Origin of the sequence: Lysinibacillus sp. NPDC086135, from assembly GCF_044746345.1 — a bacterium.
Taxonomy (GTDB): Bacteria; Bacillota; Bacilli; order Bacillales_A; family Planococcaceae; genus Lysinibacillus.
Genome location: NZ_JBIVCA010000001.1, coordinates 171,320 through 196,838, shown reverse-complemented (window position 1 = coordinate 196,838; position 25,519 = coordinate 171,320). Strand labels below are relative to the sequence as shown.

Here is a 25,519-nt window from a genome sequence, read left to right as displayed (position 1 = left end):
AGTTCATCTTCCTCATTTAAAGCCATTTTTTATTTGGCGGAATACTTTGAGGAAAATGAAATACATTAAACGGATCGTATTTTCCTTTTACCTCTCTAAGCATTCTAAGATTACGACCATAATAGGCAGTTGGCCAATCTTTTATAAAACGATCTGGGAAATTCACATAATCACCAGCAGTGTAAGGTGACAAAGCCCTTCTTAAATTTTCCACCCACTGAATATTTTTTTCTTCTTCTTTAGCTTTTTTCCATGAAGTATTATACTCCTGAGCAATCAAAGCATTCCTATAATAATAAGCTGTTCGGTTTGACGCAATTTGACTTATCGCACCGCTAAGAGATTGCTGCCAAATGGTCGTGTCTCTATTTGGAGCGTTCGTTAAAAATTCTTTCATTTTTACAATAGCAGCATGAGGGAATGGCCTTTCAATAAAGGATCCTGACCTTTTACGGAAGGCTGGTTTGTTACCGCTCGGTAAGTCAAAAAATTCTACAGCTTTAATATACGGTACTTCCTTTATCCATATATTCGTTGGTGAACCTGTTTTCCTTAATGGACGTAGTAGTTTCTTTAACTCAGATGCCGTACCTATAAACTCACCTTGAGCAACAATTTCGCCCACTTCCTTAGATTTAAGCTCAATCTGTGAGGTCAAGCGTTCATCTGTATATGGCGCCCATTTTTGCCATGTGTCAAAGGCTCGTTCAAAATCTTCCCATCCCCATGTAATGGAGAAAATCGATACGTTAGAAATAGGATGCAGTTTAAATGTAAGCGCTGTAACGATGCCAAAATTCCCACCGCCCCCGCCACAACTTGCCCAAAATAAATCACTATTTTTCTCCTTGTCAGCTTGGATTACTTCAGCCCCTTCATGACCATTTGCAACAACCATTTCAAGTTCAAGTAAATTGTCACATGTTAGCCCAAACGGACGCGATAGCAAGCCAATTCCGCCACCAAGTGTCAAACCAACAACCCCTACACTACCTTCAGTTCCTGCCGGGATTGTAAAACCATTTTCCCATAATATCCGATACACTTTTCCTAAATTAGCGCCCGCTTCAATTCTTGCTGTCCTATCTTGCCGGTTAATGGTTATGTCATTCATATCACTAACATCTATAACAAGACCTTCATTTAATAATGAATAATTTTCATAGTTATGTCTTCCACTTCTGATTCGAAATAATTCATTATTTTCTCTTGCCCATCTTAATGCATTGATAACATCTTTCGTATGTCGACAAAATACAATGATACCGGGAAATTTGGGATCATTTAAGTTATTATTTGTTCTTGCTTGCTCATAGTCCGGATCTTTAGGGATAACAATTCTTCCTGTGAGCTTTACTTTCTTCAACATACAGCTCCTCTCTCAAATGATGCAATACATATGTTTTATCCTATGCTTATCACTTGGAAAGAATATGAAAATCGGAATTTTTATCGCTTAAAAATGAAAGATAAATGCTCATTCTCTTTATTCATACATATGATGCTATATTGAAACTACTAAGGAGGTGTCCTTATGATTATTCATGTTGTGAGCGCTGGTGAAACACTTTGGCAAATTGCAAACAGCTATTCTGTACCTATCAATTCCATTATCCAATTAAACGCTTTATCTAATCCAGATCAATTAGTAATCGGGCAATCACTCGTTATCCCTTCCCCTTACACAACCCATATTGTAAAAAAGGGTGACACCTTATGGTCGATCTCCCAACATTACGGGGTGACTATGCAATCGGTTATCACAGAAAATCATTTAACAAATCCAGATGTTTTAACACCTGGAACTAGACTAATTATTCCACCCACTACACATATTGTGCTGCCAGGAGAAACTCTATCGCAAATTGCTACACAATTTGGAACGACTGTTCAAGCAATTGTTTTAGAAAATGGAATTTCCAATCCAAACATGATTTATGCTGGTGCGCATTTGATTATTCCTAGAGCAAAGCCTACCATTGAAGTAAATGCTTATACGTATCAAGAGCCTAAAGAAGCCGTACAGTCGATTAACGCAATCGGTCATCTACTAACTTATTTTAGTCCCTTTGCTTATATGGTGAAGGAGGATGGGACATTACAGCCTATAAAGGATAAAGAAATGATCGATGCAGCTATTGCAAAGAACATTACACCTATGTTGACCCTTACGAATTTCTCTTCCACAGAAGCCGGTTCCAACTTATCACATGTTATTTTATCTAGTGCAGATTTACGGGAAAAGGTTATCAACAATACTTTGCAAGTGATGCAGGAAAAGGGCTATAAAGTTCTAAACGTTGATTTTGAAAACGTTCTTCCAGCAGATCGGGAGAATTACAACACTTTCCTCCAATTAGCTGTTGATCGTCTTCATCCAAAAGGATTCCTAGTATCAACGGCACTTGCGCCAAAAACGAGCGCAACGCAGGCAGGAACTTTATATGAGGCACATGATTATGAAGCACACGGAAGAATTGCAGACTTTGTCATTTTGATGACATATGAGTGGGGATACCGACTTGGTCCACCACAAGCCATTTCACCCATTAACGAGATGAGAAAAGTTGTGGAATATGCTTTATCCGTTATGCCTGCTAATAAAATATTTTTAGGCTTTCAAATTTATGCTCGCGATTGGCTTCTACCGCATGTTAAAGGCCAAGAGGCAGAAACATTCAGCTCTCAAGAAGCCCTTAACAGAGCTATAAAACATGGCGCAACCATTCAATATGATAGAACTGCTCAGTCACCGTATTTCCGTTATGTTGATAAACAAGGTAGAAATCATGAGGTATGGTTTGAAGATGCTAGAAGTGCACAAGCTAAGTTTGACATGACGAAAGAATATAATCTTCGAGGTATTAGCTATTGGGCGTTAGGCTTCCCTTTCCCGCAAAACTGGGCGTTATTAAATAATGGTTTTTCTATCAAAAAGATTTCATTATAAATAAAGACTCATCGTGATGGTGAGGGTGATTTCGGTTCTAAAGGATTTTCAATACACCTCTTTGTCCAAAAGGATTGATCATGAGGTCGTTAAATAGGTCTTGGAGTTTAGCACCTTTTTACGCTTAGTATGCTCATTTATCTATTAACACAAAAAGCACTAAACATATATACAATAAATGCTTACCTTTCCCTAGTTTTTCCCATGATAAAAAAATCAATTCAAAGCCATATTAAGAAATATCAAAACGAAAGGAGAAACTGAACATGGGAAGAGACAATAAGCAAGGTAAAAGCGCCAATAAAGGGTCATTGCCTCAAACGCCAAAAAACCAAAAAATAGCGCCTGACAAAGTTAGTGAAGAGTTTTCTCAAGAGTTTATGAACATGATAAATTCAGTCACTAAAGAAGGCAAGACAAAAAAATAAGGGGGCCTTCAAGTGGAATTTACACGTGCACAAGAAATTGTCGCCTCACCAAAAGAATATGAAGTAAGCTATAATGGCGTATCTATTTGGATTGACAAACTTCATGATGATGGTAAAACTGCAACTGTCCATTTACGTCGGTCTTTAGAGGAACGATCCGAAGTGGACATAGGAGAATTAAAAGAAGAGTACCTCGTTCATTAAACTTTACCATCAAATAAAAAACTGCTTACTTCCTGTGATGAAGTAAGCAGTTTTCATGTTTATTATGTCAATAAAATTCCTATTACGTCAAATCGAGTGTTTGATTTCCGTTCCGACTAGGCGATTTCTGGGGGCGTCCGATGAGCCGCAAGGAGTCGATCAGCCTTGATTCCAATCAACCACTTCATCATTCTAACTTCTATCCGTCGCCTTGATGGTTCTATCCACGATTTTGGCTTCTCTATCCATCATTTTGATGGTTCTATCCACGATTTTGGCTGCTCTATCCATCATTTTGACGGTTCTATCCATCATTTTGACGGTTCTATCCATGATTTTGGCTGCTCTATCCATCATTTTGACGGTTCTATCCGTCGCTTTGGTTCTTATTTCCGTCGCTTTGACGGTTCTATCCGTCACTGGCTGCTCCATCCGTCGCTTCAGCTCTTCTTTCCGTCGCTTTGGTTCTTCTTTCCGTCGCTTTGACTGCTCTTTCCGTCGCTTCAGTTATTCTTTCCATCATTTTGACTGCTCTATCCATTGTTGACTTCTCTATCCGTCATTTCAGCTCTTCTCCCCATCGCTTTGGTTGCTCTATCCATCGCTCTATTTTTCACCACTGAAAATCTCAACTTTAAATGACGAAATCCTCTTCATATTTTAACTCTGTTAAAATATCTCTTGCTCGACTGTGTATCTCGTTAAAGTTATTGGAAATCTGTTCTGCTGAAATCGGCTTACTAAACAAATAACCCTGAATATAATCGCAACCACCGTCAATCAGGAAAGCAAGTTGCTCCACTTCTTCAATTCCTTCAGCAACAACCTTTAATCTCAAATGCTTGGCCATTGATAAAATCATAGAAACGAGCGCTTTATCATTTGAATTATGCTGTATATTTCGAACGAACGCCCGATCAATTTTTAAACAATCGATTGGAAAATCTTTTAAATACGAAAGCGACGAATACCCTGTCCCAAAGTCATCAACAGCAATTTGTATACCAATTGCCTTTAACTCATGAAGTAGCTGAGTTATTTGATCAATGTTCATCGTCATACTTTCTGTAATTTCCAATTGTAAATATTGAGGTTCTAAATTTGTACGTTGTAAGATTTCTTGCACCATATGCACTAAATCTTGCTGGAATAACTGTCCAATGGATACATTCACAGCAACCTTCATTGGTGGCAAACCTTGCTCCTTCCATGTCTTCGCTTGAGTGCACGCCATTTCTAAAATCCATTTTCCTAAAGGAATAATTAGACCAGATTCTTCTGCAATTGGGATAAACAACTCAGGTGAAACAAATCCACGGGTTGGATGACGCCAACGTACTAGCGCTTCCACCGATTCGATTTTACCCGTTTTTAAATTTACTTGAGGCTGAAAATCCAAGTAAAATTCTTCATTAGCTAATGCTTTATGAAGCTCTTGCTCAATCAATATACGATCAGCAATGCCATTTGACATATACGGCTTATAAAAAAGAACTCTTTGAGGTATTTGACTCGCTTCTCTCATCGCTAACTGAGCGTGCATTAAAAGCTCTTCACCTGAGCAATCTTCTTCATGCAGGGCAATGCCAATATTAAGATTTCCGTTAAGTGGAAAAAGTTGTACTTGTAATGGTTTTTTCATAATACTCTTCAAGTTCAAGCAAAATTGTAGCAACTCTTCTCTTGTCTTCACATGATTAATATAAATAATAAACTGTCCCTCATGAAGCTTTGTAGCAAAATAATGAGGGGGTAATATAGCTTGAATTCTCTCAGCTACGAGCTTCATCATTGTATTAGAATAGCTAATACCTATAGATGAACGAATAGCTGTAAGGCGATCAATTTCGATTGCAATGATTGCTTTTTGACGACTATTGTCATGTAATTCCTCTTTTAAAGTTTTCAATAATAAATGTTCATTTGGAAGCTTAGTAATATCATCATGATAAGCTTGAAAATGAAGCTCCTGCTGTGAATGCTCCAGATCCCGCTTTATTTTTAAAAGTTGTGTATATGGTTTTTCAACAGTTGTATAATAAATAGCTTTTAGGAAAAAGAAGAAAGCAAAAAATTGATAAATTAATGCTGGAAAGCCCCAAATTGATTTCAAGTCTTTGATGAACGCAAAGAAAATATCACTAATAATTAAATAAGTTGCTGCGCTAATAAGCCATATAACTCGTTTTGGCAACTTTTTTATATATTTACTCAAAATCACTATCGTTACACCTTGTAAGACAGCAGACATTAAATGAGCAATAGCGCTTGCTTTCAGCAACAATTGTTCTTCAAGTAAAAAATATTTTGAAGAGAGATACACTAGAAAAAGGCTCAGTAGGACAAATAATAAGGAACTGCAATATGTATAATTACGATCATTCATCGTTAAGCGTTTTTTTGGCTTTAAAATAATAAAAACAAAACCGATTGATAAGCATAAACGCATGATTAAATCCAACCATATTTCCAAATATAGTGTATCAGCCATTGGATATTGAGCGATAACCACGCTCACTAATTCAAACAAGGCGATGATAAAAAATAAATTACCTATGTATAATGTTTGACTCGATAATAAGTGTGAAAAAACGAGCCAAGATTGAATAGCGATTGCCATTGTAAAAACAATAATTAGTATTTGTATAATCAAATTCAAACAAATATAACTTTCTTCCTCAAAAGAACCAAATACCTGATTACTTAAACCTAATAGTGGCAACACTAGCAATAGTGGCAATACTATATACCAAATCTCTTTCTTTTCTATCTCTAATTGTTTCAACCAATTCTCCAACAGAAACCCTCCATACCAATAATCAAATTAGATAGGTAATATGATCTACCCAAAGGAAAAATAACATTAAAAATTGTATTTTTCTTTGACTTCTTACAAATCATAGCATTTTTATTGGAATTTGTATGCAAATATAAAAAGTATGCCAATGTTCAGTTATGAAATTAGCATACCTTTGATGCTTATCGTACTATTTATAATAACTCACGAAGCTTAATCATTATTCTTGTACGTCTTTTTTTAACTGCGTCCACAGATATACCTAGTTCTTTTGCTATTTCAAAGTAACTAAAACCTTCTACATATAAAAGTAGTAATATTTTTCTTTCTTCAAATTTTAAATGAGACATAATGCGTTCTATAAAAACTGGACTGCTTTCATTCATTTCATGATCTCGAATATAATTTATCGTGTCATTTTCCATAGGTGTATGAATATTTTCAAAACTCTTTTCCTTTGAAAGCTCTTTTAAAATTTCTCCTTTTACGGTTGTATAAATATAAGCAGAAAACAGCCCTTTTGATTGATCCGCTTTACGCCAAGCCTCCCACACGGCTATGGATGCTATATGACGATAATACTCAAAATCTTTATAAATACGGCACCTTAACAAAATCGACGTTATCATTGGTTGGACTAATTCTAATACTTCCTCAAATGATTGTTCAGGTGATAACTTTTGCTTATTATGCTGTGTTGTCATCCTATTGTCCTGTCGACTGTGCACAGTCCATTATTCCTAGGTACCTTCATCTTAGTTACTATACAAGGAGGTGTCGAACCGCTCATTTGTCAATATGATCAGAAAGTTTTTATAAGTCCTTTTTAATATTTATACATAACAACAGTATAATATTTCAAAAATCATATGTTTTAACTTCTTTCAGCATTCATCTCCTACCTCTATAAGTGGTGAAATGAATGCTGGTTTAAGTTCCTTTTCAACAGGTGTCCTGACATCCGATAGAGGAACCCAGTCTAAGAGCACCACATCCTGCGGCAATTTATCTGTGCGAAAGCGGAGCGACAGCAACACGGTTTTATCTGTGCGAAAGCGGAGCGACAGCAACACGGTTTTATCTGTGCGAAAGCGGAGCGACAGCAACAACACGACTGAGTGATCAACATCATGCGGTAGCATTACGCTTTCGCGCAAAAAAACATCTGTTGGCCTAAAGCTCCGGCGGATGTCACAGAATCGGAAAGGAAATCTTCGTGCAAGCACAAAGCTGATTCCGGACGCATTATTTATCTAAGCGACAGCGGAATTATGCCGAGGCATAATTGATTTGTCACACTATACATATTTCTTAAAAGGTTGGACAAAATTACTACTAAGGAGGCGAAATAGATGAATTTTCAAATAAGAGATGCGATTACGACAAATGTACATGGTCAATCAGCGGCCGAATTTAAGGATATTGTCGAAGATGCAATTAGCCGTGGTGAAGAGCATTTACTTCCAGGGCTTGGTGTGTTTTTTGAAAAATGGTGGCAGCAATCTAGTCCCACTGAGCAGGATGCTTTTGTTCAAAAACTTGAAAAAGCCTTTGCTCACTAACTTTTTATAGACAGTTCATTCCTTTTCCAATAAATGCATGATAAAGTTTAACTTATCAGAAAATTAGGAGGAATTGGAATGACTGTTGCTGTAGAATTAATAGTAAATCAACTAAAAAAGATTTTATCTGAAGAACAGGTGTCAACAAACGAAACGGTGCGGCAGCTACATGGAAGGGACGAATCTCATCATACAATGAGCTTACCAGATATCGTTGTCTTTCCTCGTTCCACGGCCGATGTCAGTGCCATCTTAAAAATTGCGCATGCGGAACGTGTACCAGTCGTACCTTTTGGTGTTGGCTCAAGCTTGGAAGGTAATGCAATTCCCATTGCAAATGGCATTTCTATCGATTTCTCTGAAATGAATGCTATTTTAGAAATTCGACCAGATGACCTGCTTGTGAAAGTACAACCGGGTGTAACACGTGCTCAATTGAATAAAGAATTAAAAAAACATGGACTTCAATTCACAGTTGACCCTGGTGCTGACGCTACACTTGGTGGAATGGCAGCAACGAATGCCAGCGGGACAACAGCAGTGCGGTATGGTGTTATGCGCGATCAAGTACGAGATTTAGAGGTTGTACTTGCAGACGGTTCAGTCATTCATACCGGTAGCTTAGCAGCAAAATCCTCTTCTGGTTATCACTTGAATGGCCTTTTCATTGGCTCTGAGGGTACGCTAGGTTGCTTTACAGAATTAACTTTACAAGTCTATGGAATACCCGAAAATTTGTAACGGCGGGACGTGCAGTTTTTACGACAGTTGGCGATGCTGTCAGTGCAGTAACCGCATTGTTGCAAGCGGGCATTTCAATTGGCCGTGTTGAACTGGTCGATAAAGCCTCTATCAAACAAGCAAATATTTATAATGAAACATCCTATGAAGAAAAACCGACACTATTTCTAGAATTTCACGGAAATAAAGAAGGTATGCATGCCGATATAGATTTTGCTAGTGAAGTTTTTGAGGACTATGGCTGTCTTTCTGTTGAATTTGAACAAGACAATTCAGCACGGAATAAGCTCTGGGAGGCGCGCCATTCATTGGCCTATGCATATATCCATGCATATCCAGGGAAAAAGCTTATGTCGACTGATGTTTGTGTGCCAATATCTATGCTTGCTGAATCCGTTTTATATGCTCGTGAACAGCTTGAGGAAGTTGGTCTTGCAGGTGGAATTGTAGGTCATGTTGGAGACGGTAACTTCCATGCCTTGTTAATGTTAGATCCAAACGATGCTGAGGAGCAGGCAAAAGCAGACCGCTTCAATGAACATATTGTCCAATTTGCTTTACTACGTGGTGGCTCATGTACCGGTGAACATGGGGTTGGTATTGGAAAAATGAAATATCAATCTACAGAGCACGGAACATCTCTATTAGTGATGAAAAGCATCAAGGCAACACTTGATCCACATAATATTATGAATCCAGGGAAAATTTTCAACATGTAATGTAGATAAAACACGATCTCGCCACGAAAGGTGAGACCGTGTTTTTCATTTGAGATTATCGACTGTTACGCTCCGTCCCTAATGCGCTTGGTATCATCGTTTCAACAAGGTAATCTCCTTCTTCAAATATTATTTTTTTCAACTCAATACCGAAAAATTCCTTCATCCTTGCTTCAGTCATTACCTCCTGTACTTTACCATAGATGACGCCTTTTTCTTTTGCAGTCATCATGATTCGATCTGCTAGATAAAACGCATGATTTGGGTAATGGGTATTGATTATGCATGAAATACCGCGTTCCTTCGATAAACGCTTAACCGTTTGTAAAATAACTATTTGTTTTTGAATATCCAAATGCGACTCTGGTTCATCTAAAATCAAAACTTCTGGTTCAGAAACAAGAGTTCTTGCAATTAAAGCTAACTGCAACTCACCACCACTAATTTCATTGCATGATTTTTTAGCAAGATGTAAAATGTCAACCGTCTTCAGTGCTTGATGAGCCGCTTCCAAATCCTTCGCAGATGGCTGCGCTAAGGTGCTAATATACGGGGCTCTCCCCATAACGACAAGCTCTTCTACAGAAAATCCAAATACCATCTTATGCGCTTGGGGCACATAACCAACGCGTTTCCATAGTTCTTTCCGATTTAATGCTGCAAGTGGTTTGCTATCTATTAAAGTCTCGCCTTTTTTCCATTCAAGTAACCCCGTTATACATTTTAACATCGTCGTTTTCCCTGCTCCGTTCGGACCTAGAATCGCCATTATTTCACCAGGCTCCAATGAGAAATTGATGTCTTTTGCATATAAATCAGGTAATTTTTTTTGTCTTTTTTCATAATGATAATTTCCGTTTATCACTTCAATTTTCATGCCCAGCCTCCTCCTGAACGGCGTAATAAATAAGCAAAGAACGGCGCTCCAATAATTGCTGTTAAAATAGATAAAGGTATCTCCGTTGCTGTTAATGAACGAGCTAAATCATCAATTATTAATAAATAAATACTACCTATAGCCACAGATACTGGTAATACAAATTGATTATTATTACCGACTAGCATTCGTGCAACATGCGGAATAATTAAACCAACCCAACCAACAATTCCAGCAACAGCTACGGATGCAGCTGTAATTAAAGTTGCTCCGAAAATGACGAACCACTTTAAACGTGTAACGGGAATTCCCATTGATTCTGCCTCGTCCTCCGGCAATGTTAAAATATTCAATCGCCATCGTAGTAAGTACAATAGTAAAATTCCAATTAATATGAGTGGACCACCAATATACAACTCCTTATAGGTTGCTGTACCAAGACTCCCCATTAACCAATAAGTGATGGCTGGAAGTTTTTCCTCTGGATCGGCTACAAATTTTGTTAAGGAAATTAATGCATTAAAAAGTGCTGACGTAACAACACCAGCTAAGACAAACATAAAAATAGGTGCATTTTTCTTTGCCCCTGCAATTAAATACGTAAAGCCAATTGCACCTAATCCAAAGATAAGTGCCATCATTTGAGCTACAAAGTTTTGTCCAAATAATAATATCCCAAGCGATGCTCCAAACCCTGCACCCGCAGAAACGCCCAATATATCAGGTGATACTAGTGGATTTCCAAACATACCTTGAAAACCTGCACCAGCAATAGATAAACCACCACCAATTAATAGAGCAAGTAAGATTCGAGGTAAACGAATATTCATAACTACAGTTTCTTCCATACTTGTCCACGTTTGTTCAATAGGAAATACTTGAGAAGCTAGGATTTTAATAATATGCTCCATGCTTACCCCAAATCGTCCAACACCAAGAGAAACGATTGCTACCAAAATCGGTAGCAACCATAAAAGTATAATTTTCCATTTCTTCATTTCACAATCAGTCCTTAATATTTCGCTGCATCGGAAGAAGGATTTAAAATAGTGTGGATTTCCTTATCTGAAACATCAAATTCATAGAAATCCTTATAGTAAGCTTTAATCTCATCTTCTATTTTATAGTTAAATAATGTTGGGTGATTTTTTTGTGCCATCCATTTTAGCATTAATGGCGCATCGCCACTTGGTGGGAACCAGCGATAAATACCTAATGGAATTTTATAAACTTTTCCCTCTTGAACAGCTTTCACCTGACTCCAATCCTGTCCACTCACCTTGTTTTCAAGTAAGTCTTCTGGCTGCGTTTCAGTAAAGTTAGTGATATAAATTATATCTGGATTCCAAGCATAAATTTGCTCCATATTTACTTCTTTCCTTCCTTGTACATCATTTTCAGCAACGTCTACAGCTCCAGTTGCGTTAAGCCATTGATTACCGAAAAAGTTTTTACCACCAACCGTGATGGATTTATCATTATGCATATGCAGTATCATCGCACGAGGCTTGTCCTGAGTGGCAACATCTTTTAATTTAGCATCAAGTTCGGACTGCACTTTTTTACCTTCATCTAAAAAACGGTCAGCACGGTCAGTAGTTCCTGTCATTTGACTCGTTAACGTCAACCAACTATTGAATGTTGCTAGAGGCTCAGCAGCTGCGGCATCAATCGCTTTTACTGCAACAACAGGGATTCCTGCCTCTGTAATTTTATTAATGGAATCCTCATTTGTTGAAATCTCTACATATAGTTGAGGGTTCACTTTCATTAATTCTTCCACATTCACTTCACCATTTTGAATAAACGATGTTTCTGCTTTTAAAACATCTGGTGAGATTTTTGCTAAAATTGAATTTTTCGCGGCATTATACGAATTTGGGTGCATACCGACAATTTCTTTCGTTGAGTTTGTAGCGACATACCATGTGGAGAAATAAGGTAAAATCCCACCTGTCACGACACGTTCAATTTTGCCTGGTACTGTTACTTCACGGCCAAGCTGATCCGTCACAACTTTCTCCTCCGCTGTTGTCTGAACCTCCGACTTTGAAGATTCTGCGGATTGATTAGACTTTGATTGTCCCTCTTGATTGCCACAGGCTGCAAGCATTGCTGTTAATGTTAGTGCTGCCAAATAACCATATTTTTTCATTGATTTTCTTCCTCTCTTAACCATTTTGCAATTCCATGTAAAAAGGGTTTTGACTGATCGATAAAACCAAGCCCGATATGGAACATTGGATCTAGTGTAGTGACAACTAATTCGCCTTTAAAACTTACGCTGTCGATATAAAATAATGAGCGACCACCTGGGATATCGAGTAAAGATTGAGCACCAACTGGTGGTAAAAACGAGCCATGATAATGCCACTTCATATCACGAAGCGTTATAAATTTGAATAATGGATGTGTTGTATTTTGCTCACTCATTGGTAAATCACCGCCGTCGCGCACCCACCAACTAAAATTAACTTCCGAATCCTCCCAATCAATTGTAGGAAACCAATTATCTAAAATCTCACCAAAAATAATGAGTCGCTTACCTGATTCAATAAATGTGAGAAGCTGTGATTGATAACGCTTCAAATGGGGAATATCTAGACGGCATGATAAAATCAATGTGTCATAATCTGCTAAATTATATCGATGTAATTCTTGAATATGTAAAATATCATCATATAAATAATGAAATTCCTGCTCTTCAAAAAATCGCTTTTGAAAGGGTAATCCATTTGTTACGATACCGATCATTGTGCCCCCACTCCCTTCAATTGATTGCGCTCATACTCTTCTCGGATGCATGTAAGCATTTGCAAACTTAAATAACGCGAGGAATTATCTTCATCGATAAATACTCGATAGATGTCCGTCCCTGCGCCAGCAAAAATTGTGCCATTTGTTGAATCACGATCCACATAAATGATAGTTGCACCACTTTGATCGGTCACAAGAACCTCTGCATGTAATGGAATTTTTTCGAAATAACCAAGAGAAAAAAATCCTCTAACTCCTTTACGGTAGTTAATATCATAAGCATCAATACTTGCGAATAATGGATGTATTGGCTCTTTTATAATTATTTCACGATCCTTTAATGGAATCGGAGACCGTTTCCAATTAGGAACTCCTGTTAACCAAGGTAATGATGTCTCTGTAAGTGAAAAAATAACGCCACCTTGAGTCAAATATTGATCCAAAACATTTCTATGCTCTAATAAAAATTGCTCATCCACTAAATTAGTAATAATTAAGCCTGCATAGGCACGTAAATCGGTATACGGTAAATCGTATACATATAAAAACGTTAATCCTCGCCTTCGATCCTCATCTGTCAGTCTCGAAAACTGTATATCAATACCAACATAAGCAATTGGTTTCAAAGAGAACCCTTCTTTCTATCCCACCATTATTGATAATGATTATCATTTGCACCTAAATACATATTACAGTATAGTGATAATGATTATCATTGTCAAATAGGTTTTGCGCACTTCCTTTTGTTTCCAAGACATTTGTAGGTAAATTTTTCCGCGAACAATTGTTCAAAAAGCGTAAAATATTTTTTCAATATAATTTATTATTTAATTTTATTTTTGGAGGAATAAATATGAGTGACCCAATTTCGATACTAAAACTAGACCCCGGACATGCTTTCGGTGTGAATGGTCGTATGCAAAAAGATACAGGTAATGAAGCAAAAATAATTGATCAATATGATTTCGCATACGCAAATTTAGAAAAAGTGGATGTTATCCTAATCCCAAACTTTGTTGATCAAGAATTTTTGTACAGTCAACGTGAGAAGATTGCTGCCTTTTTAGAAGAAAAAAAAATCGTAGTGTATTGTGGCCATCTATTTCGCGAATGGCTACCAGGTTGCGGTCCATTCATGCCACAGCTAATTCGTAATTATAAAGATTATGAGGTTTTTCCGACCGCAGATTCATCCATTTTTCAAGGTGTAACTACGGAAGATATGACATTTAAAAAAGGAGTTGCTGGCTTTTTTGCACGTGGTTATCATCACGCACCAGATGATGCAGAAATATTACTTACTTTTTCAAATGGTAAAACGGTTACATATGTAGATCGTACTACAACAAATGGTACTATTTTAGTCCATGCAGGACGTGATTTACTAGGCTATGCTAATGAAAACAAATCAACAGACCTTATTCGGCCTCAATTATTATCATGGCTTGAAGCAGAAGTACAATCATTAAAGGAGAGCACAGTACAATGAGAAGAATCGGTGTTATATATAGTGGTAATGAATCACATTATCGGACATTCCATGAACCAAAATTCAATCAATATATAAAAAAATTAATTTATCATCCTGAATTCCTAGAAACGGACATCGACGACTTAGATGTACTGATTGTTCCCTCTCAATTAAATCACAAGCTGTTACTTGCTAGCGTAGTAAAAATACATTCATTTGCTGATAAAGGTGGAATTGTAGTTGCATTTGGACCACAGCCATGGAGTTGGTTACCAGCACAACAATGGGAAGAGCGACCAACAAATTTTTGGTGGTGGCTTGAAAAAGATACTTCAAGTGGTCTAGTTTTACAAAAACCAAATCATCCTCTAATTAACGGTTATTTAACACTTGACGACTGCACATGGCACCAACATGGCGTTTTCTGGCCTCCTGAAAATGCAGATATTTTAGTATCGACGGAAGATGGTGGTGCAGTTTTATATATTGATACTACCTCTACGGGCGGAACTTGGGTCATAACAACATTAGATCCTGATTTCCATTTCGGCTCTTACTTTATGCCGGCAACTGAACGATTCCTTGAAGGCTTTTTCCCATACTTAGCCTATGGGAAAATTTCGTAAGCGCTGAGTTAAGTGCAAATGCCATAGAAAAAGGACGAACAAATCCTTTCTCTATGGCATTTTTTAACGTACTCATAGTTTATTTATAAATCATAGCGGAAACTTTTTACAAGCTTATCTCCCTTATTAAACTCTTTAGATTCATCTCTTACAAAACCCAAGGATAAATAAAGATTAATAGCAGCTTGCATAATATCACCCGAGTGTAAATATAATGCTTGATCCTGACGATTGCGTGCAAAGGCGAAGCTTTCGTCCAATAACTTTTTAGCAACACCTAGCCCTCTTCCTTTAGGATGCACGCCAAGTAAGCGCACAATGGCAGACTTTATGTTAAGCTCTGGCAAACCATATGCTTTTTCAGAATCTGTAAATAATTGCAGTCCCCCTAAAATTTCATCACCCCGCTTTGCCACTAAAATTGTCTCTGCATTAGGGTTACCGACAGATGCTCGAATATCACTTAAGTAAGAAGCCCAGTCCTCTGGGTTTTCATATTCTTTTTCATATTGTGCATAACTCTCTACTAAAACCTCTAAATACTTTGCATAGTCTTCCTCTTTTAAATGCTCAATCACTATTTCAGCTACTGTCATCGTTCTTATCCCCTTTCTATATAAACAACTCTATTTAAATGCCGCCCTTACTATAGGCTGTTACTCTTTTTTCAATACGATGTGCAAGCCATTCAACGATAGCTGAAACACTCCAATAAATTAGCCCAACGGCGATAAATGCCTCCAAAAACTTTAAATTAATAGAAGCAATGATATTTGCAACTCCTGTTAACTCTTTAATTGAAAGGAAAAAAGCTAGTGACGTGGCATGTAAGAAACCGATAAAGACATTTGTGAAGTTAGGAATGGATTTACCAAATGCTTGAGGTAATATATAGCGTCGCATCGCCTGTGAAAAAGTCAAACCGACTGCATATGCTGCCTCTAGCTGTCCCTTAGGTACACTTAAAATACCGGACCGAATTATTTCAGAGGCGTAAGCTCCTGCACTTAGCGTCAAAGCCAAAATAACAAAAAGTAAAATAGGGATAGAGCTTGATTGAAACTCAAGCTTGAAAGCTTTTGAAATGACATCAACAACAATTGGTATGCCAAAATAAACAAGCATAATGTGCATAATGATTGGTGTACCTCTAAAAAAAGAAACGTAAAAATTCAACAAAGGCGTGAGAATTTTTGTTTGTTGTATCCGAACAAAAGCAACTATTATGCCGATAAAAATGCCTAATAAGACAGGTGTAACTGCCATGAACAAAGTTAACGGCAATACTTTACTAATTTCTATTAAAGCTTCAAAAATAAAAACAATATCTATAGTCATAGCATTTCCCCCTAGCTAGAAGCAGCTTCCTTTGGCATATATCGATTAAGATATCGTTCATTTAATTTCAAACCCTTTTCTAGTAACATAACAATGACATAATAAACAATGGACAGCGCCAAATATATCTCTAGCGCCCTTGTTGTTGAAGCAATAAGTGTTTCTCCACGTCCCACCATATCCATGACACCAATTGAAAATGCTAAAGAAGTATCCTTTAAAGAACTAATCATCGTATTTGCCATATTTGGAAAGGCAACACGAATCGCCTGAGGGAGCACTATACGTAGAAAGGCCTGTATTCCACTTAATCCAACTGAATAAGCTGCCTCCATTTGTCCACGATCAACCGTTAAAATAGCCGCTCTAAAAATCTCAGCAAACGATGCAGCATTGCTCATCGTATAAGTAATAATTACAAAATACATAGCATCCATTCTTGTTACATCAATATGCACAAGCTTTAATAACGCTGGTATACCATAAAACACTAAAAACAATTGCACTAAAACCGGCGTACCTCGAATAAACGAAATATAAATCGTTATGATGTGCTTCAAAACTGGTATGTGTAGCAACTTTGGTATAGCGATTACTATACCAAGTAGCATGCCAAAAAAAGTGGCGAACACTAAAATTTCGAGTGTTACTGGTAAATACTGAAGCAATATTGGAAGTACTTGTGCAATTAGTGTGAAGTCAAAGTCATTAGCCATACTTCCATCTCCTTCTCCTATCTCGTTTAGAAGTCTACTGAATAATCGTCACCTAGCCATTTCTTACTTAACTTACTAATGACGCCTTCTGCCTTTAATTCTCGGATAGCATCATCAAGTCGCTCCTGTAAGACGACCTCGTCTTTATTTAATAAGAAGTAAACTTTTGAATTTAATAAAGCATCTCCTACTACCTTCTCCTGTGCCTTATTGCTTTCGTTATAGTACTTTACTGCAAATGGTGTTGTAATGATTGCATTGATTCGACCTGTTGCAAGTTGATTATGAACATCAACCGAGCCTGACGAATAGACAATATTAGCACCTAAATTATGTTCCTTATTGTATTTTTCTATATAGACAGCAGAGTTACTAGTTGGCGAAACACTAACGTTTTTCCCTTTCAAATCATCAATGGATTGAATAGAATTGTTTTTTGCATTGACTGTTACTTTTAATGGGAATACATTATAAGGCTCTTTATTAAAGAGGAATTTCTCCTCTCGTTCACTATTGACTTCCATTTGATGGGCAACAAAGTCAATCTTTCTTGTCTCTAAACTTAGTAATAAATTTGAAAATTCCATTGTTTTAAATTCAAACTCATATTCTGGTAGCTTCTCATCAATAGCGCGAACAAGCTCCACATCATAACCTGTTAAATTCCCCTTGTCATCAATAAAGCAGATATTTGGAAATTGAGTACCGGTACCGACAATAATTTTTCGAACGTCCTTTCCACCTTGCGCAGCTTTATTCTCACTAGTATCCCCTTCGGACTTTTCAGAACTTGTACAAGCGGTTAAAAGTAAAACTAGCAACAATAGTAAATAAAATGATAATTTTTTCATAGAATCCCTCTCTTCTTATGCATGCGACGGTAAATCAACAGCAAGCGCTGCTTTTAAATGCTCCAACCCAATTTCTGTTACTGCTTTAAAGACGCCATTTGCTCCAATTTCGACAACTGGAACATAACGGACACCATATTTTGCTTCTAAGATGTCACGGAATGCGTCATTATGTGTTACATCTACGGTTTTGTAAGAAATACCTTGCTGTTTCAAATGTGTTTTCACTTCATCACAATAACTACAACCTTGCTTTGACCAAACTATTACATCTATATTTTTCGTCATATTCATTTCTTCCTTAGCTTACCGCTTCCTTTTGCTGTAAATTGACTGGACTCAATAGCTCAAATGATCGTTCCCGTTCAAATTCCTTCAACACAGGCGTATGCAAAATATACTCATCAATTTGATAGCGCACATGGTAGTCATCTAATATCGTTTTAATATCATCCGGAGTCCCACATAAAATATCTGCATCATATTGCTTCACCGTAAATGACTCCCCAGATTCCTGACCAAATTTCTCTGCAAGTTCTACTGATTGTAATGTTAGACTTTTGCCACTCGCTAAATGCACCTTCGTAATTTTTTGATCACCAACTAACGCTATCGCCTCTTCTTTTGTAGGGGCTGCAAGTGCTGCGATGGAGACGGCAAAATGACCGTTTGGATGATGCGTGCGATAAGCTGTAGCTGCTTGTGCTAATACATCATTATCACTATTAATAAATCGCGCAAAGACAAACGCAATGCCTAGTGTACCTGCAAGTGCGGCGCTTTGTGGACTTGCCCCAAGTAAAAATAATGCTGGCTTTACCTTTGGAATCGGGGTTGCCCGTACTCCATATAACTCGTGCTCTGCTAGTACTGTTTGCTCAATTAATTGCTGTAAAAATGTTAATCTTTCCTCAAAATCATTTTCGCCTTTATGGAGGGTGCCATATTGCAATGCCTTCGTAGAGAGAGGTAAACCGCCCGGTGCTTTCCCTATGCCTAAATCAACACGGCCTGGCTCCAACGATGCGAGAACATGGAAGTTTTCTGCTACCTTGTAAGGACTGTAGTGCTGAAGCATTACTCCACCCGATCCAATATTGATAGACTTTGTTTTCGCAAGGAGATAAGATACTAATACCTCCGGCGATGATCCTGCTAATGTATCTGTATTGTGGTGCTCTGACACCCAAAAACGTGAGTAGCCCAATTGCTCTGCTTTTTGTGCTAGAGCCACTGTTTTTTGTAAGGTCTTCTCGTTTGTAGCATCCTCAATAATAGGGCTTTGATCTAATATACCTAATGAATAGCTCATACATTGCCTCCTTAAATACACTTATTCTTATATATATACTTGGTTTTTAGACAGACTGTTTGACATAACGGCTTTCTTTAAATGGTAAACCTAAGTTACCACGTAATGTGTCAGCTTCATATTCTTCACGGTATAACCCTCTTGCTTGTAAAATCGGCACAACCTTGTCTACAAAATCATCCAGTGCTCCAGGTACAGTAACGCCTATAATAAAGCCATCAGCCGCCTCTTGCTCAAACCATTCCTGCACGAGGTCAGCAACATGCTCTGCTGTACCAAAGAATGCTGTTTTGGGGGTTGCCTCACGTAACGCTACTTGTCGCAATGTTAGCCCTTCTTGTTTGGCATATTTTTTAATATAATCAGTCGTACTTCTAAAGCTGTTTGCTCCAATATCACCAAGCTCTGGGAACGGAGCATCTACATCATATTGTGAAAAATCATGATGATCGAAATATCGACCAAGATAAGCAAGTGCGCGCTCTATCGAAACAAGCTCAACGATTTCCTGATACTTCGCTTCCGCTTCCTCAAGCGTATCGCCAATAATCGGAGAAATTCCTGGGAAAATTTTAACTTCATCTGGATTGCGTCCAAATGCCACAACCTCAGTCTTCACTCTTTTATAAAATTTCTGTGATTCTTTTAACGACGCACCATGTGTAAAAATTGCCTCTGCATCCTTTGCCGCTAATCGAATACCTGCATCTGAAGAACCTGCTTGGAAAATAACAGGCTGCCCCTGCTTAGAGCGTGCTATATTCAGCGGACCTTGTACTGAAAAATAGTTGCCCTTATGATTTAGTGTGTGCAGCTTTTCAGGATCGAAAAATACATCATGTTCTACATCTGCTATGAAAGCATCATCTTCCCATGAATCCCACAAGCCCTTTACCACTTCTAAATATTCCTCAGCAATTTGATACCGTTCTGTATGGCTAGGATGCTGTTCAATTGATTTATTGTAGTTTAAAGCAGTACTTTCTAATGGTGTCGTAACAACATTCCACCCCGCACGGCCCCCACTAATATGATCCAAAGAGGCAAATTGGCGTGCAACTGTAAATGGTTCGCTATAGGAAGTTGATACAGTACCAACTAACCCGATGTTTTTCGTTGCTACTGCTAGCGCCGAAAGAATTGTTATTGGCTCGAAACGATTTAAAAAATGGGGAATAGATTTTTCATTGATGAACAAACCATCTGCAATAAAAGCAACATCAAATTTCCCCTGCTCAGCCTTTTGTGCTTGCTGAATATAAAACGGCAAGCTTACACTTTGATTGCTAGCCACCTTAGGATGACGCCAACCTGAAATATTACCACCCACACCATGAATAATAGCCCCGAATCGAATTTTGTCCTGTCTCACCATATTTGTTCCTCCTTAAATTTTATTTTTACTAAACATAGTGGTTAAGTATGTTTTATATTTAAAAAAATATTTTATTTATGGGTACTCATAAATAAAATAGGGTTGAGGAAGATAATACAGTTCATTTATACAGTTTGCAATAGGCTACTTAATAGAAAAAAATTTACTGACTTATAAAAAATTTTATCAATTCAGATTTTCTTGAATGCTTTCAAATTGCTCAGCTGTTTCTACTATTGTTTTCCAAAAGGCTGATGCCAGCGTCTGTTTATTTTTATACGTTAGAAAAATGTGTTGATTCATATCAAGTAAATGTTTGATATCAATCTCTACAAACTCACCGCTTTCAAGTTCTTTTTTTACACAAAGGTATGGTAAAAAACTCATATACTCCCTTGTACGGATAAATTCTTTCGCTACTTCTAAATGATCCGTTCGCACTTCAATATTTGCTGATACGCCCTCTACCTCAAACATTTTATGCACATAATTCCAATCAAAAGCCCCACATTCAAAAAACACCATTTTCTGTTGTGCCAGTTCCTTTGCTTTTATTAGATTTTGTTGTATAAAGGGATGCTCGCGATGCATCACAAGTTTGACTGCATTACTTAGCAATAGCTCATTACAAATCCCTTCCCTATGCACGTATTGAATTAGACCAAGATGGATTTGATGACTTTGTAATTTTTCTAAAATCACCGCTGTTGAACCTGTGATAATCTGAAAGCGTAAATGTGGAAAGTCTTTCTTCCATTTTGGCATTGCATAAGCTAAAAAATATTGTGCTGTGACACCATTTGTACCAATGCACACTTCGTCAGACTCCTTCGTTTCCTCTAATTGTTTCTTTCCCTGTTCGAAGGTTTGCACAATCTGTGTCGCAAAAGGTACAAAATCCTTGCCTTTATCCGATAATATTACACTTCGCCCATCGCGATGAAATAACTCTACATTTAACTCTCGCTCCAATGATTTAATACGTGCCGTCACAGTCGGTTGAGATAAAAACAATGCATTTGCGGCCCTATGAATACTTTTATAATGCACTACATATAAAAACGCTTCGATATGGTCAATATTCATCTGAAGCCCTCCTCCAATAACTTATTTATCCTATTATATAGATAATCGTTTTAATTCTCTATAAAAGATTGGAAAACTAGGTATTGAAGTAAATGGGCAGTTAACAAGAAAAAAGTAACCTAGCGTCTCCCAGGTTACTTTATTATGTAGCGATGTGGTCATCCATCTTGATAACATACATCACGCGTGGCTTACATCCCTCTGTCTGCAACCACTTTATGTTATTCATATTGACACCCCCTGTTGCCAATATGAACTCTCTTTATATAGTATCTCAACTAAGAAGTATAATACTTCAAAACAATTGTAGCATACGCTTCGCTTTCGCTACAAAAAAACACTCGCTGAAAGAAGTTAAGCTAGAATTGATGCTAGCACTGCTTTTTGTGCATGGAGTCTATTTTCCGCTTGCTCAAAAATATAGGAATTTGGGCCATTTATAACAGATGACGCTACTTCTTCTTCACGATGAGCTGGTAAACAGTGTAGGAACATATAATTCGGTTTTGCGAATGCTACTAGCTCATCATTTATTTGATAACCTGCAAAGTCTTGTAGACGTTTTGCAGCCTCCTCTTCATGCCCCATTGATGTCCATACATCCGCGTATACTACGTCCGCGTTTAACACCGCTTCTACAGGATCATTTGTAATTATAATTGTGCTACCATTTGCTGCTGCGATAGCCTGTGCTTTTGCGATCACCTCTGCATCACATTCATAGCCAACTGGCGTTGCTACTGCCACGTTCATTCCTACATGAGCAGAAGCGACTACTAAAGAGTGCGCCACGTTGTTGCCATCTCCAACATAGGCAATTTTTAATCCTTTTAGGTGACCTTTATTTTCAATAATTGTTTCTAAATCAGCTAAAGCTTGGCATGGGTGATAAATATCTGTTAGTCCATTGATGACCGGTATAGATGCATGCTCTGCAAGCTCCTTTACCATTGCATGAGCGTTCGCACGAATCATAATACCATCTAAATAGCCTGATAACACATGTGCTGTATCATAAATCGATTCACCACGACCAATCTGTAAATCACGCGCATGCATAAACATACCTTTTCCACCTAATTGGTTCATACCAACTTCAAATGAAATACGAGTACGAGTTGAATGTTTTTCAAAAATCATGCCGAGTGTCTTACCTTCTAGCAGCTTCGGACATTTCCCTTCTTTAGTAATCATTTTCAGCTGTGTCGCTAATTCAACTAACTGCTGAACCTCTTCACTTGTATAGTCTAGAAAGGTTAATAAGTCCTTACCTTTTAAACTAGATACTAACTTTAACTGTACTTCCTCGAGTAATTTCATAACCTTCGCTCCTTGTTTAATTGCTGTTGGGCTTAGTATAGCAAATGCATAAATATAAAATCAACTGAATTTTTATGTTTATTTTAAAAAGTTAGAATTTTATCTTCGGTTGTGTCTAAAATCCGAATAATCGAATATTTATGCATATTCCATCTTCGATCGCATAGTAAGAAAATTGCATTACTGTTAATACATATTTATAATTTATATATATTAATTATTTAGGTGGTAAAATACATGGATAAGGATTTGGTGCATCTTGTTAAAGAAATCAATCAAGTTGAATATGAAACCACTTTAATGTTAACTGAAGAATTTTCCTCATTGTTCGATGAAACATTAACTACAAAACAAGCAGTATTTTTAAATCTTCTTCAGACGAAAGGTCCACTTCAAACTTATGAATTAGCCAAGTTAATGGGTACATCCCCAAGTGCTGTTAGCCAACTAGTAAATAGGCTGGAGCAAGAAGATTATATAAAAAGAACAATGAGTAAAAAGGATCGTAGAGAGGTTATTATAGAACTAGATGAACGGGGACATCTTTATTTTCAAAAGCAGGAGGAAATTGAGCTTGCTATTATTTATAAATATTATACAAAGCTCAATAGAGAGGACTTGTTACAATTAAAAGACATACTTTTGAAATTACGTTTTATTATTTCAGAGGAGCAGGAAAAAAATAAGCGTTCTTAATGGAGGTATTATTGTGGATTTACACGATTTAAAAAAGGACATATTTAAAATTGCTTATCCCTATATAAAAACCCGTCCAAATGTTGCTTTATCTATCGGTATCATTTCTCAAGACCAAGAAGCTACTTTTACTTTCGGTGGTTCGAAATTTATGCTGGAAGAAAAGCCTTATATATATGAAGTTGGGTCGATTTCTAAAGTTTTTACTACATCCATATTAGGGGAAATGATTCAGGAAGGAAAAATCCATGTAGAAGACTCTATTGGCAAATACTTTTCTGAAATTCCCGATAATCACCCTGTCACACTCAAACGTTTAGCAAATCATACTTCTGGACTACCAGGAATAGGTGTGCTGAAGAACATTTACAATCTTTTTGACGCACAAACACCTCGTGATCCCTTTTGCCAATATTCACTGGAAGAGACTATAAATTATTTTAAAACGCACACAGACGAGCCTAAAGTTAAATTTAGATATTCTAATGTAGGAATGGGGCTTTTAGGATATATTTTAGCCAATACACTTCACACTGATTATGAAACAGCTATTAAACAAAGATTAACAGATCCTTTAAATATGCCAAATACATTTATTTCTATCCCTTCTGATCAAGCAGAGGCAGTATTGCAAGGCTACACGATCCTTGGACATAAAAAGCCGCCACTCCAAATGAATGACTTTATGGCAGCAGGAGCAATCCGTTCAACTGTCAACGATCTTTTAAAGTTTATGAGCGTACATTTAAGTGATGAAAATTTAGGTTATACATTTACACATAAAGCAACTGAAACCTTTTCGGAACATATGGGTATTGGTCTAGGATGGCTTCTTGAAGACAATATCATTTGGCATAACGGTTCGACGAAAGCTTTCTCTAGTTATCTTGGGTTTGATAAAACACAACAAACAGGCGTCGTTGTTTTATCAAATTATCGCTCGCCTATTTTGGCGACAAACCCTGGGCAGATTGGGAAAGATATATTGAAGCTTTTACAGGTTTAATAGTAGATATTTTATATGAATACAAAACGGGGTATTTCTAATTTTTTAAGATACCCTCATTTTAAAGTGAATTTTTTACTAAATACAAATATCTTAGAAGAACCTAGCATACAGCACTGCTACAAATTCTTATAATAATCCTGTTTATGTTCATATGGGAAAAAGTGACTTATGTGAATCCACGTCAAGCATTAACAACACTAAAAGCTACAGCTACTTTTCCAGAAATGATAATCCTACTTCGACAAATAGCGGCTTATCGTGGTGCCGATCTGACTTCTGCACTTTTTTATGAAGGTATAATGGAACGTGTACTTGTCGATGAAACTTGTCATTGCTCACAAATTTCTATAGAAGATATTCACCAAATTGAGCATGTAGCCACTCATATTGAAAATTACTACGCCCTACAACTAACGTTAGATCATTTAACTAAAATTTCTTGTATGGGTGCTACAAAATTAAAAAAATTATTTAAAGAAGTTTATCATTATACAATTACTGAATATATTCAAAAACAACGTGTTCATCAGGCTGCGAAATTACTAGCTCATACAGAGCTCCCTATTAACGAAATTGCTCGAACAGTAGGCTATCAAAGTGCAGGTAGATTTTCAGAGTTATTTAAACGCTATGCCGATTTAACACCGAAAGAATATAGGCAGCAATTATCTAAGGCTAAATAAG

28 protein-coding genes and 1 pseudogene are annotated in these 25,519 nt (G+C 37.2%); 10 read left to right on the top strand and 19 right to left on the bottom strand.

The annotated features are described in order from the left end of the window. Positions 1-16 precede the first annotated feature (16 nt). Positions 17-1,366, bottom strand: coding sequence for an FAD-binding oxidoreductase (locus ACIPKN_RS00885; protein ID WP_400933162.1), 1,350 nt, complete (start codon positions 1,364-1,366; stop codon positions 17-19). A gap of 168 nt (positions 1,367-1,534) precedes the next feature. Between ACIPKN_RS00885 and ACIPKN_RS00880 the strand changes: the two genes are divergently transcribed. From ACIPKN_RS00880 to ACIPKN_RS00870, 3 genes are all read left to right on the top strand, one after another. Beyond that, the gene (locus ACIPKN_RS00880) at positions 1,535-2,950 is read left to right on the top strand and encodes a LysM peptidoglycan-binding domain-containing protein (RefSeq protein ID WP_142508844.1); all 1,416 of its coding nucleotides are present in this window, start codon (positions 1,535-1,537) and stop codon (positions 2,948-2,950) included. Between the two features lie 266 nt (positions 2,951-3,216). After that, a complete protein-coding gene (locus ACIPKN_RS00875; protein ID WP_142508843.1) occupies positions 3,217-3,378 on the top strand; it encodes a YfhD family protein in 162 nt (53 codons plus the stop codon). A 12-nt stretch (positions 3,379-3,390) separates the two neighbouring features. Further along, the gene (locus ACIPKN_RS00870; RefSeq protein WP_142508842.1) at positions 3,391-3,582 is read left to right on the top strand and encodes an H-type small acid-soluble spore protein; all 192 of its coding nucleotides are present in this window, start codon (positions 3,391-3,393) and stop codon (positions 3,580-3,582) included. 192 nt (positions 3,583-3,774) lie between these two features. Here the strand turns inward: ACIPKN_RS00870 and ACIPKN_RS00865 are convergent, their stop codons facing one another. The 4 genes from ACIPKN_RS00865 to ACIPKN_RS00850 form a co-directional block, all read right to left on the bottom strand. Continuing rightward, positions 3,775-4,014 carry a hypothetical protein gene (locus ACIPKN_RS00865; RefSeq protein ID WP_400932526.1) on the bottom strand — a complete coding sequence of 80 codons (240 nt, stop codon included), beginning with the start codon at positions 4,012-4,014 and terminating at the stop codon, positions 3,775-3,777. Further along, positions 3,992-4,123, bottom strand: coding sequence for a hypothetical protein (locus tag ACIPKN_RS00860; RefSeq protein ID WP_400932525.1), 132 nt, complete (start codon positions 4,121-4,123; stop codon positions 3,992-3,994). The genes ACIPKN_RS00865 and ACIPKN_RS00860 overlap by 23 nt, the downstream gene beginning before the upstream one ends. A gap of 93 nt (positions 4,124-4,216) precedes the next feature. Further along, complete coding sequence (locus ACIPKN_RS00855) at positions 4,217-6,379, bottom strand: bifunctional diguanylate cyclase/phosphodiesterase (RefSeq protein ID WP_400932524.1); 2,163 nt, start codon at positions 6,377-6,379, stop codon at positions 4,217-4,219. Positions 6,380-6,573: 194 nt separating this feature from the next. Continuing rightward, the gene (locus ACIPKN_RS00850) at positions 6,574-7,083 is read right to left on the bottom strand and encodes a sigma-70 family RNA polymerase sigma factor (protein WP_400932522.1); all 510 of its coding nucleotides are present in this window, start codon (positions 7,081-7,083) and stop codon (positions 6,574-6,576) included. 648 nt (positions 7,084-7,731) lie between these two features. Here ACIPKN_RS00850 and sspI point away from each other — a divergent pair. Together sspI and ACIPKN_RS00840 are read left to right on the top strand one after the other, a co-directional pair. Next, the gene (sspI, locus tag ACIPKN_RS00845; protein WP_132357157.1) at positions 7,732-7,941 is read left to right on the top strand and encodes a small acid-soluble spore protein SspI; all 210 of its coding nucleotides are present in this window, start codon (positions 7,732-7,734) and stop codon (positions 7,939-7,941) included. Positions 7,942-8,019: 78 nt separating this feature from the next. Next, a pseudogene (locus ACIPKN_RS00840) lies at positions 8,020-9,401 on the top strand (FAD-binding oxidoreductase). A 55-nt stretch (positions 9,402-9,456) separates the two neighbouring features. Here ACIPKN_RS00840 and ACIPKN_RS00835 read toward each other — a convergent pair. Genes ACIPKN_RS00835 through ACIPKN_RS00815 form a run of 5 tightly spaced genes read right to left on the bottom strand, consistent with a single transcriptional unit; the run spans position 9,457 to position 13,661 of the window. Further along, positions 9,457-10,278 carry an ABC transporter ATP-binding protein gene (locus tag ACIPKN_RS00835; protein ID WP_400932520.1) on the bottom strand — a complete coding sequence of 274 codons (822 nt, stop codon included), beginning with the start codon at positions 10,276-10,278 and terminating at the stop codon, positions 9,457-9,459. Next, a complete protein-coding gene (locus ACIPKN_RS00830) occupies positions 10,275-11,276 on the bottom strand; it encodes a FecCD family ABC transporter permease (protein WP_400932518.1) in 1,002 nt (333 codons plus the stop codon). The genes ACIPKN_RS00835 and ACIPKN_RS00830 overlap by 4 nt, the downstream gene beginning before the upstream one ends. A 14-nt stretch (positions 11,277-11,290) precedes the next feature. Next, positions 11,291-12,433, bottom strand: a complete 1,143-nt coding sequence (locus tag ACIPKN_RS00825; protein WP_400932516.1) for an ABC transporter substrate-binding protein — start codon at positions 12,431-12,433, stop codon at positions 11,291-11,293. After that, the gene (locus ACIPKN_RS00820; RefSeq protein WP_142508836.1) at positions 12,430-13,032 is read right to left on the bottom strand and encodes a hypothetical protein; all 603 of its coding nucleotides are present in this window, start codon (positions 13,030-13,032) and stop codon (positions 12,430-12,432) included. The genes ACIPKN_RS00825 and ACIPKN_RS00820 overlap by 4 nt, the downstream gene beginning before the upstream one ends. Continuing rightward, positions 13,029-13,661 (bottom strand): hypothetical protein, encoded by a 633-nt coding sequence (locus tag ACIPKN_RS00815; protein WP_400932514.1) that lies wholly within the window; start codon positions 13,659-13,661, stop codon positions 13,029-13,031. Before ACIPKN_RS00815 ends, ACIPKN_RS00820 begins: the two co-directional genes overlap by 4 nt. Before the next feature lie 227 nt (positions 13,662-13,888). Between ACIPKN_RS00815 and ACIPKN_RS00810 the strand changes: the two genes are divergently transcribed. Continuing rightward, positions 13,889-14,524, top strand: a complete 636-nt coding sequence (locus ACIPKN_RS00810; RefSeq protein WP_400932512.1) for a hypothetical protein — start codon at positions 13,889-13,891, stop codon at positions 14,522-14,524. Then, positions 14,521-15,132 (top strand): hypothetical protein, encoded by a 612-nt coding sequence (locus ACIPKN_RS00805; RefSeq protein WP_400932510.1) that lies wholly within the window; start codon positions 14,521-14,523, stop codon positions 15,130-15,132. Before ACIPKN_RS00810 ends, ACIPKN_RS00805 begins: the two co-directional genes overlap by 4 nt. 83 nt (positions 15,133-15,215) lie before the next feature. Here ACIPKN_RS00805 and ACIPKN_RS00800 read toward each other — a convergent pair whose 3' ends face one another. From ACIPKN_RS00800 to argF, 9 genes are all read right to left on the bottom strand, one after another. Then, positions 15,216-15,728, bottom strand: coding sequence for a GNAT family N-acetyltransferase (locus ACIPKN_RS00800; RefSeq protein WP_400932508.1), 513 nt, complete (start codon positions 15,726-15,728; stop codon positions 15,216-15,218). A 34-nt stretch (positions 15,729-15,762) separates the two neighbouring features. Continuing rightward, positions 15,763-16,470, bottom strand: a complete 708-nt coding sequence (locus tag ACIPKN_RS00795) for an amino acid ABC transporter permease (RefSeq protein ID WP_400932506.1) — start codon at positions 16,468-16,470, stop codon at positions 15,763-15,765. 11 nt (positions 16,471-16,481) lie between these two features. Continuing rightward, a complete protein-coding gene (locus tag ACIPKN_RS00790; RefSeq protein WP_400932504.1) occupies positions 16,482-17,186 on the bottom strand; it encodes an amino acid ABC transporter permease in 705 nt (234 codons plus the stop codon). Positions 17,187-17,212: 26 nt separating this feature from the next. Continuing rightward, the gene (locus ACIPKN_RS00785) at positions 17,213-18,037 is read right to left on the bottom strand and encodes a transporter substrate-binding domain-containing protein (RefSeq protein ID WP_400932502.1); all 825 of its coding nucleotides are present in this window, start codon (positions 18,035-18,037) and stop codon (positions 17,213-17,215) included. Between the two features lie 15 nt (positions 18,038-18,052). Then, the gene (locus ACIPKN_RS00780; protein ID WP_142508828.1) at positions 18,053-18,325 is read right to left on the bottom strand and encodes a glutaredoxin family protein; all 273 of its coding nucleotides are present in this window, start codon (positions 18,323-18,325) and stop codon (positions 18,053-18,055) included. A 13-nt stretch (positions 18,326-18,338) separates the two neighbouring features. Further along, positions 18,339-19,349 (bottom strand): LLM class flavin-dependent oxidoreductase, encoded by a 1,011-nt coding sequence (locus tag ACIPKN_RS00775; protein WP_400932499.1) that lies wholly within the window; start codon positions 19,347-19,349, stop codon positions 18,339-18,341. Positions 19,350-19,395: 46 nt separating this feature from the next. Continuing rightward, the gene (locus tag ACIPKN_RS00770) at positions 19,396-20,724 is read right to left on the bottom strand and encodes an LLM class flavin-dependent oxidoreductase (protein ID WP_400932497.1); all 1,329 of its coding nucleotides are present in this window, start codon (positions 20,722-20,724) and stop codon (positions 19,396-19,398) included. A gap of 186 nt (positions 20,725-20,910) precedes the next feature. Then, complete coding sequence (locus ACIPKN_RS00765) at positions 20,911-21,810, bottom strand: LysR family transcriptional regulator (RefSeq protein ID WP_400932495.1); 900 nt, start codon at positions 21,808-21,810, stop codon at positions 20,911-20,913. A 354-nt stretch (positions 21,811-22,164) separates the two neighbouring features. Beyond that, positions 22,165-23,130 (bottom strand): ornithine carbamoyltransferase, encoded by a 966-nt coding sequence (gene argF / locus ACIPKN_RS00760; protein WP_400932493.1) that lies wholly within the window; start codon positions 23,128-23,130, stop codon positions 22,165-22,167. Between the two features lie 237 nt (positions 23,131-23,367). Between argF and ACIPKN_RS00755 the strand changes: the two genes are divergently transcribed. From ACIPKN_RS00755 to ACIPKN_RS00745, 3 genes are all read left to right on the top strand, one after another. Beyond that, a complete protein-coding gene (locus ACIPKN_RS00755; RefSeq protein ID WP_400932491.1) occupies positions 23,368-23,826 on the top strand; it encodes a MarR family winged helix-turn-helix transcriptional regulator in 459 nt (152 codons plus the stop codon). 13 nt (positions 23,827-23,839) lie between these two features. Continuing rightward, on the top strand, positions 23,840-24,832 hold the full coding sequence (locus tag ACIPKN_RS00750) for a serine hydrolase domain-containing protein (RefSeq protein WP_400932489.1): 993 nt from the start codon (positions 23,840-23,842) through the stop codon (positions 24,830-24,832). Between the two features lie 173 nt (positions 24,833-25,005). After that, positions 25,006-25,518, top strand: coding sequence for a helix-turn-helix transcriptional regulator (locus ACIPKN_RS00745; RefSeq protein WP_400932487.1), 513 nt, complete (start codon positions 25,006-25,008; stop codon positions 25,516-25,518). Position 25,519 lies beyond the last annotated feature (1 nt).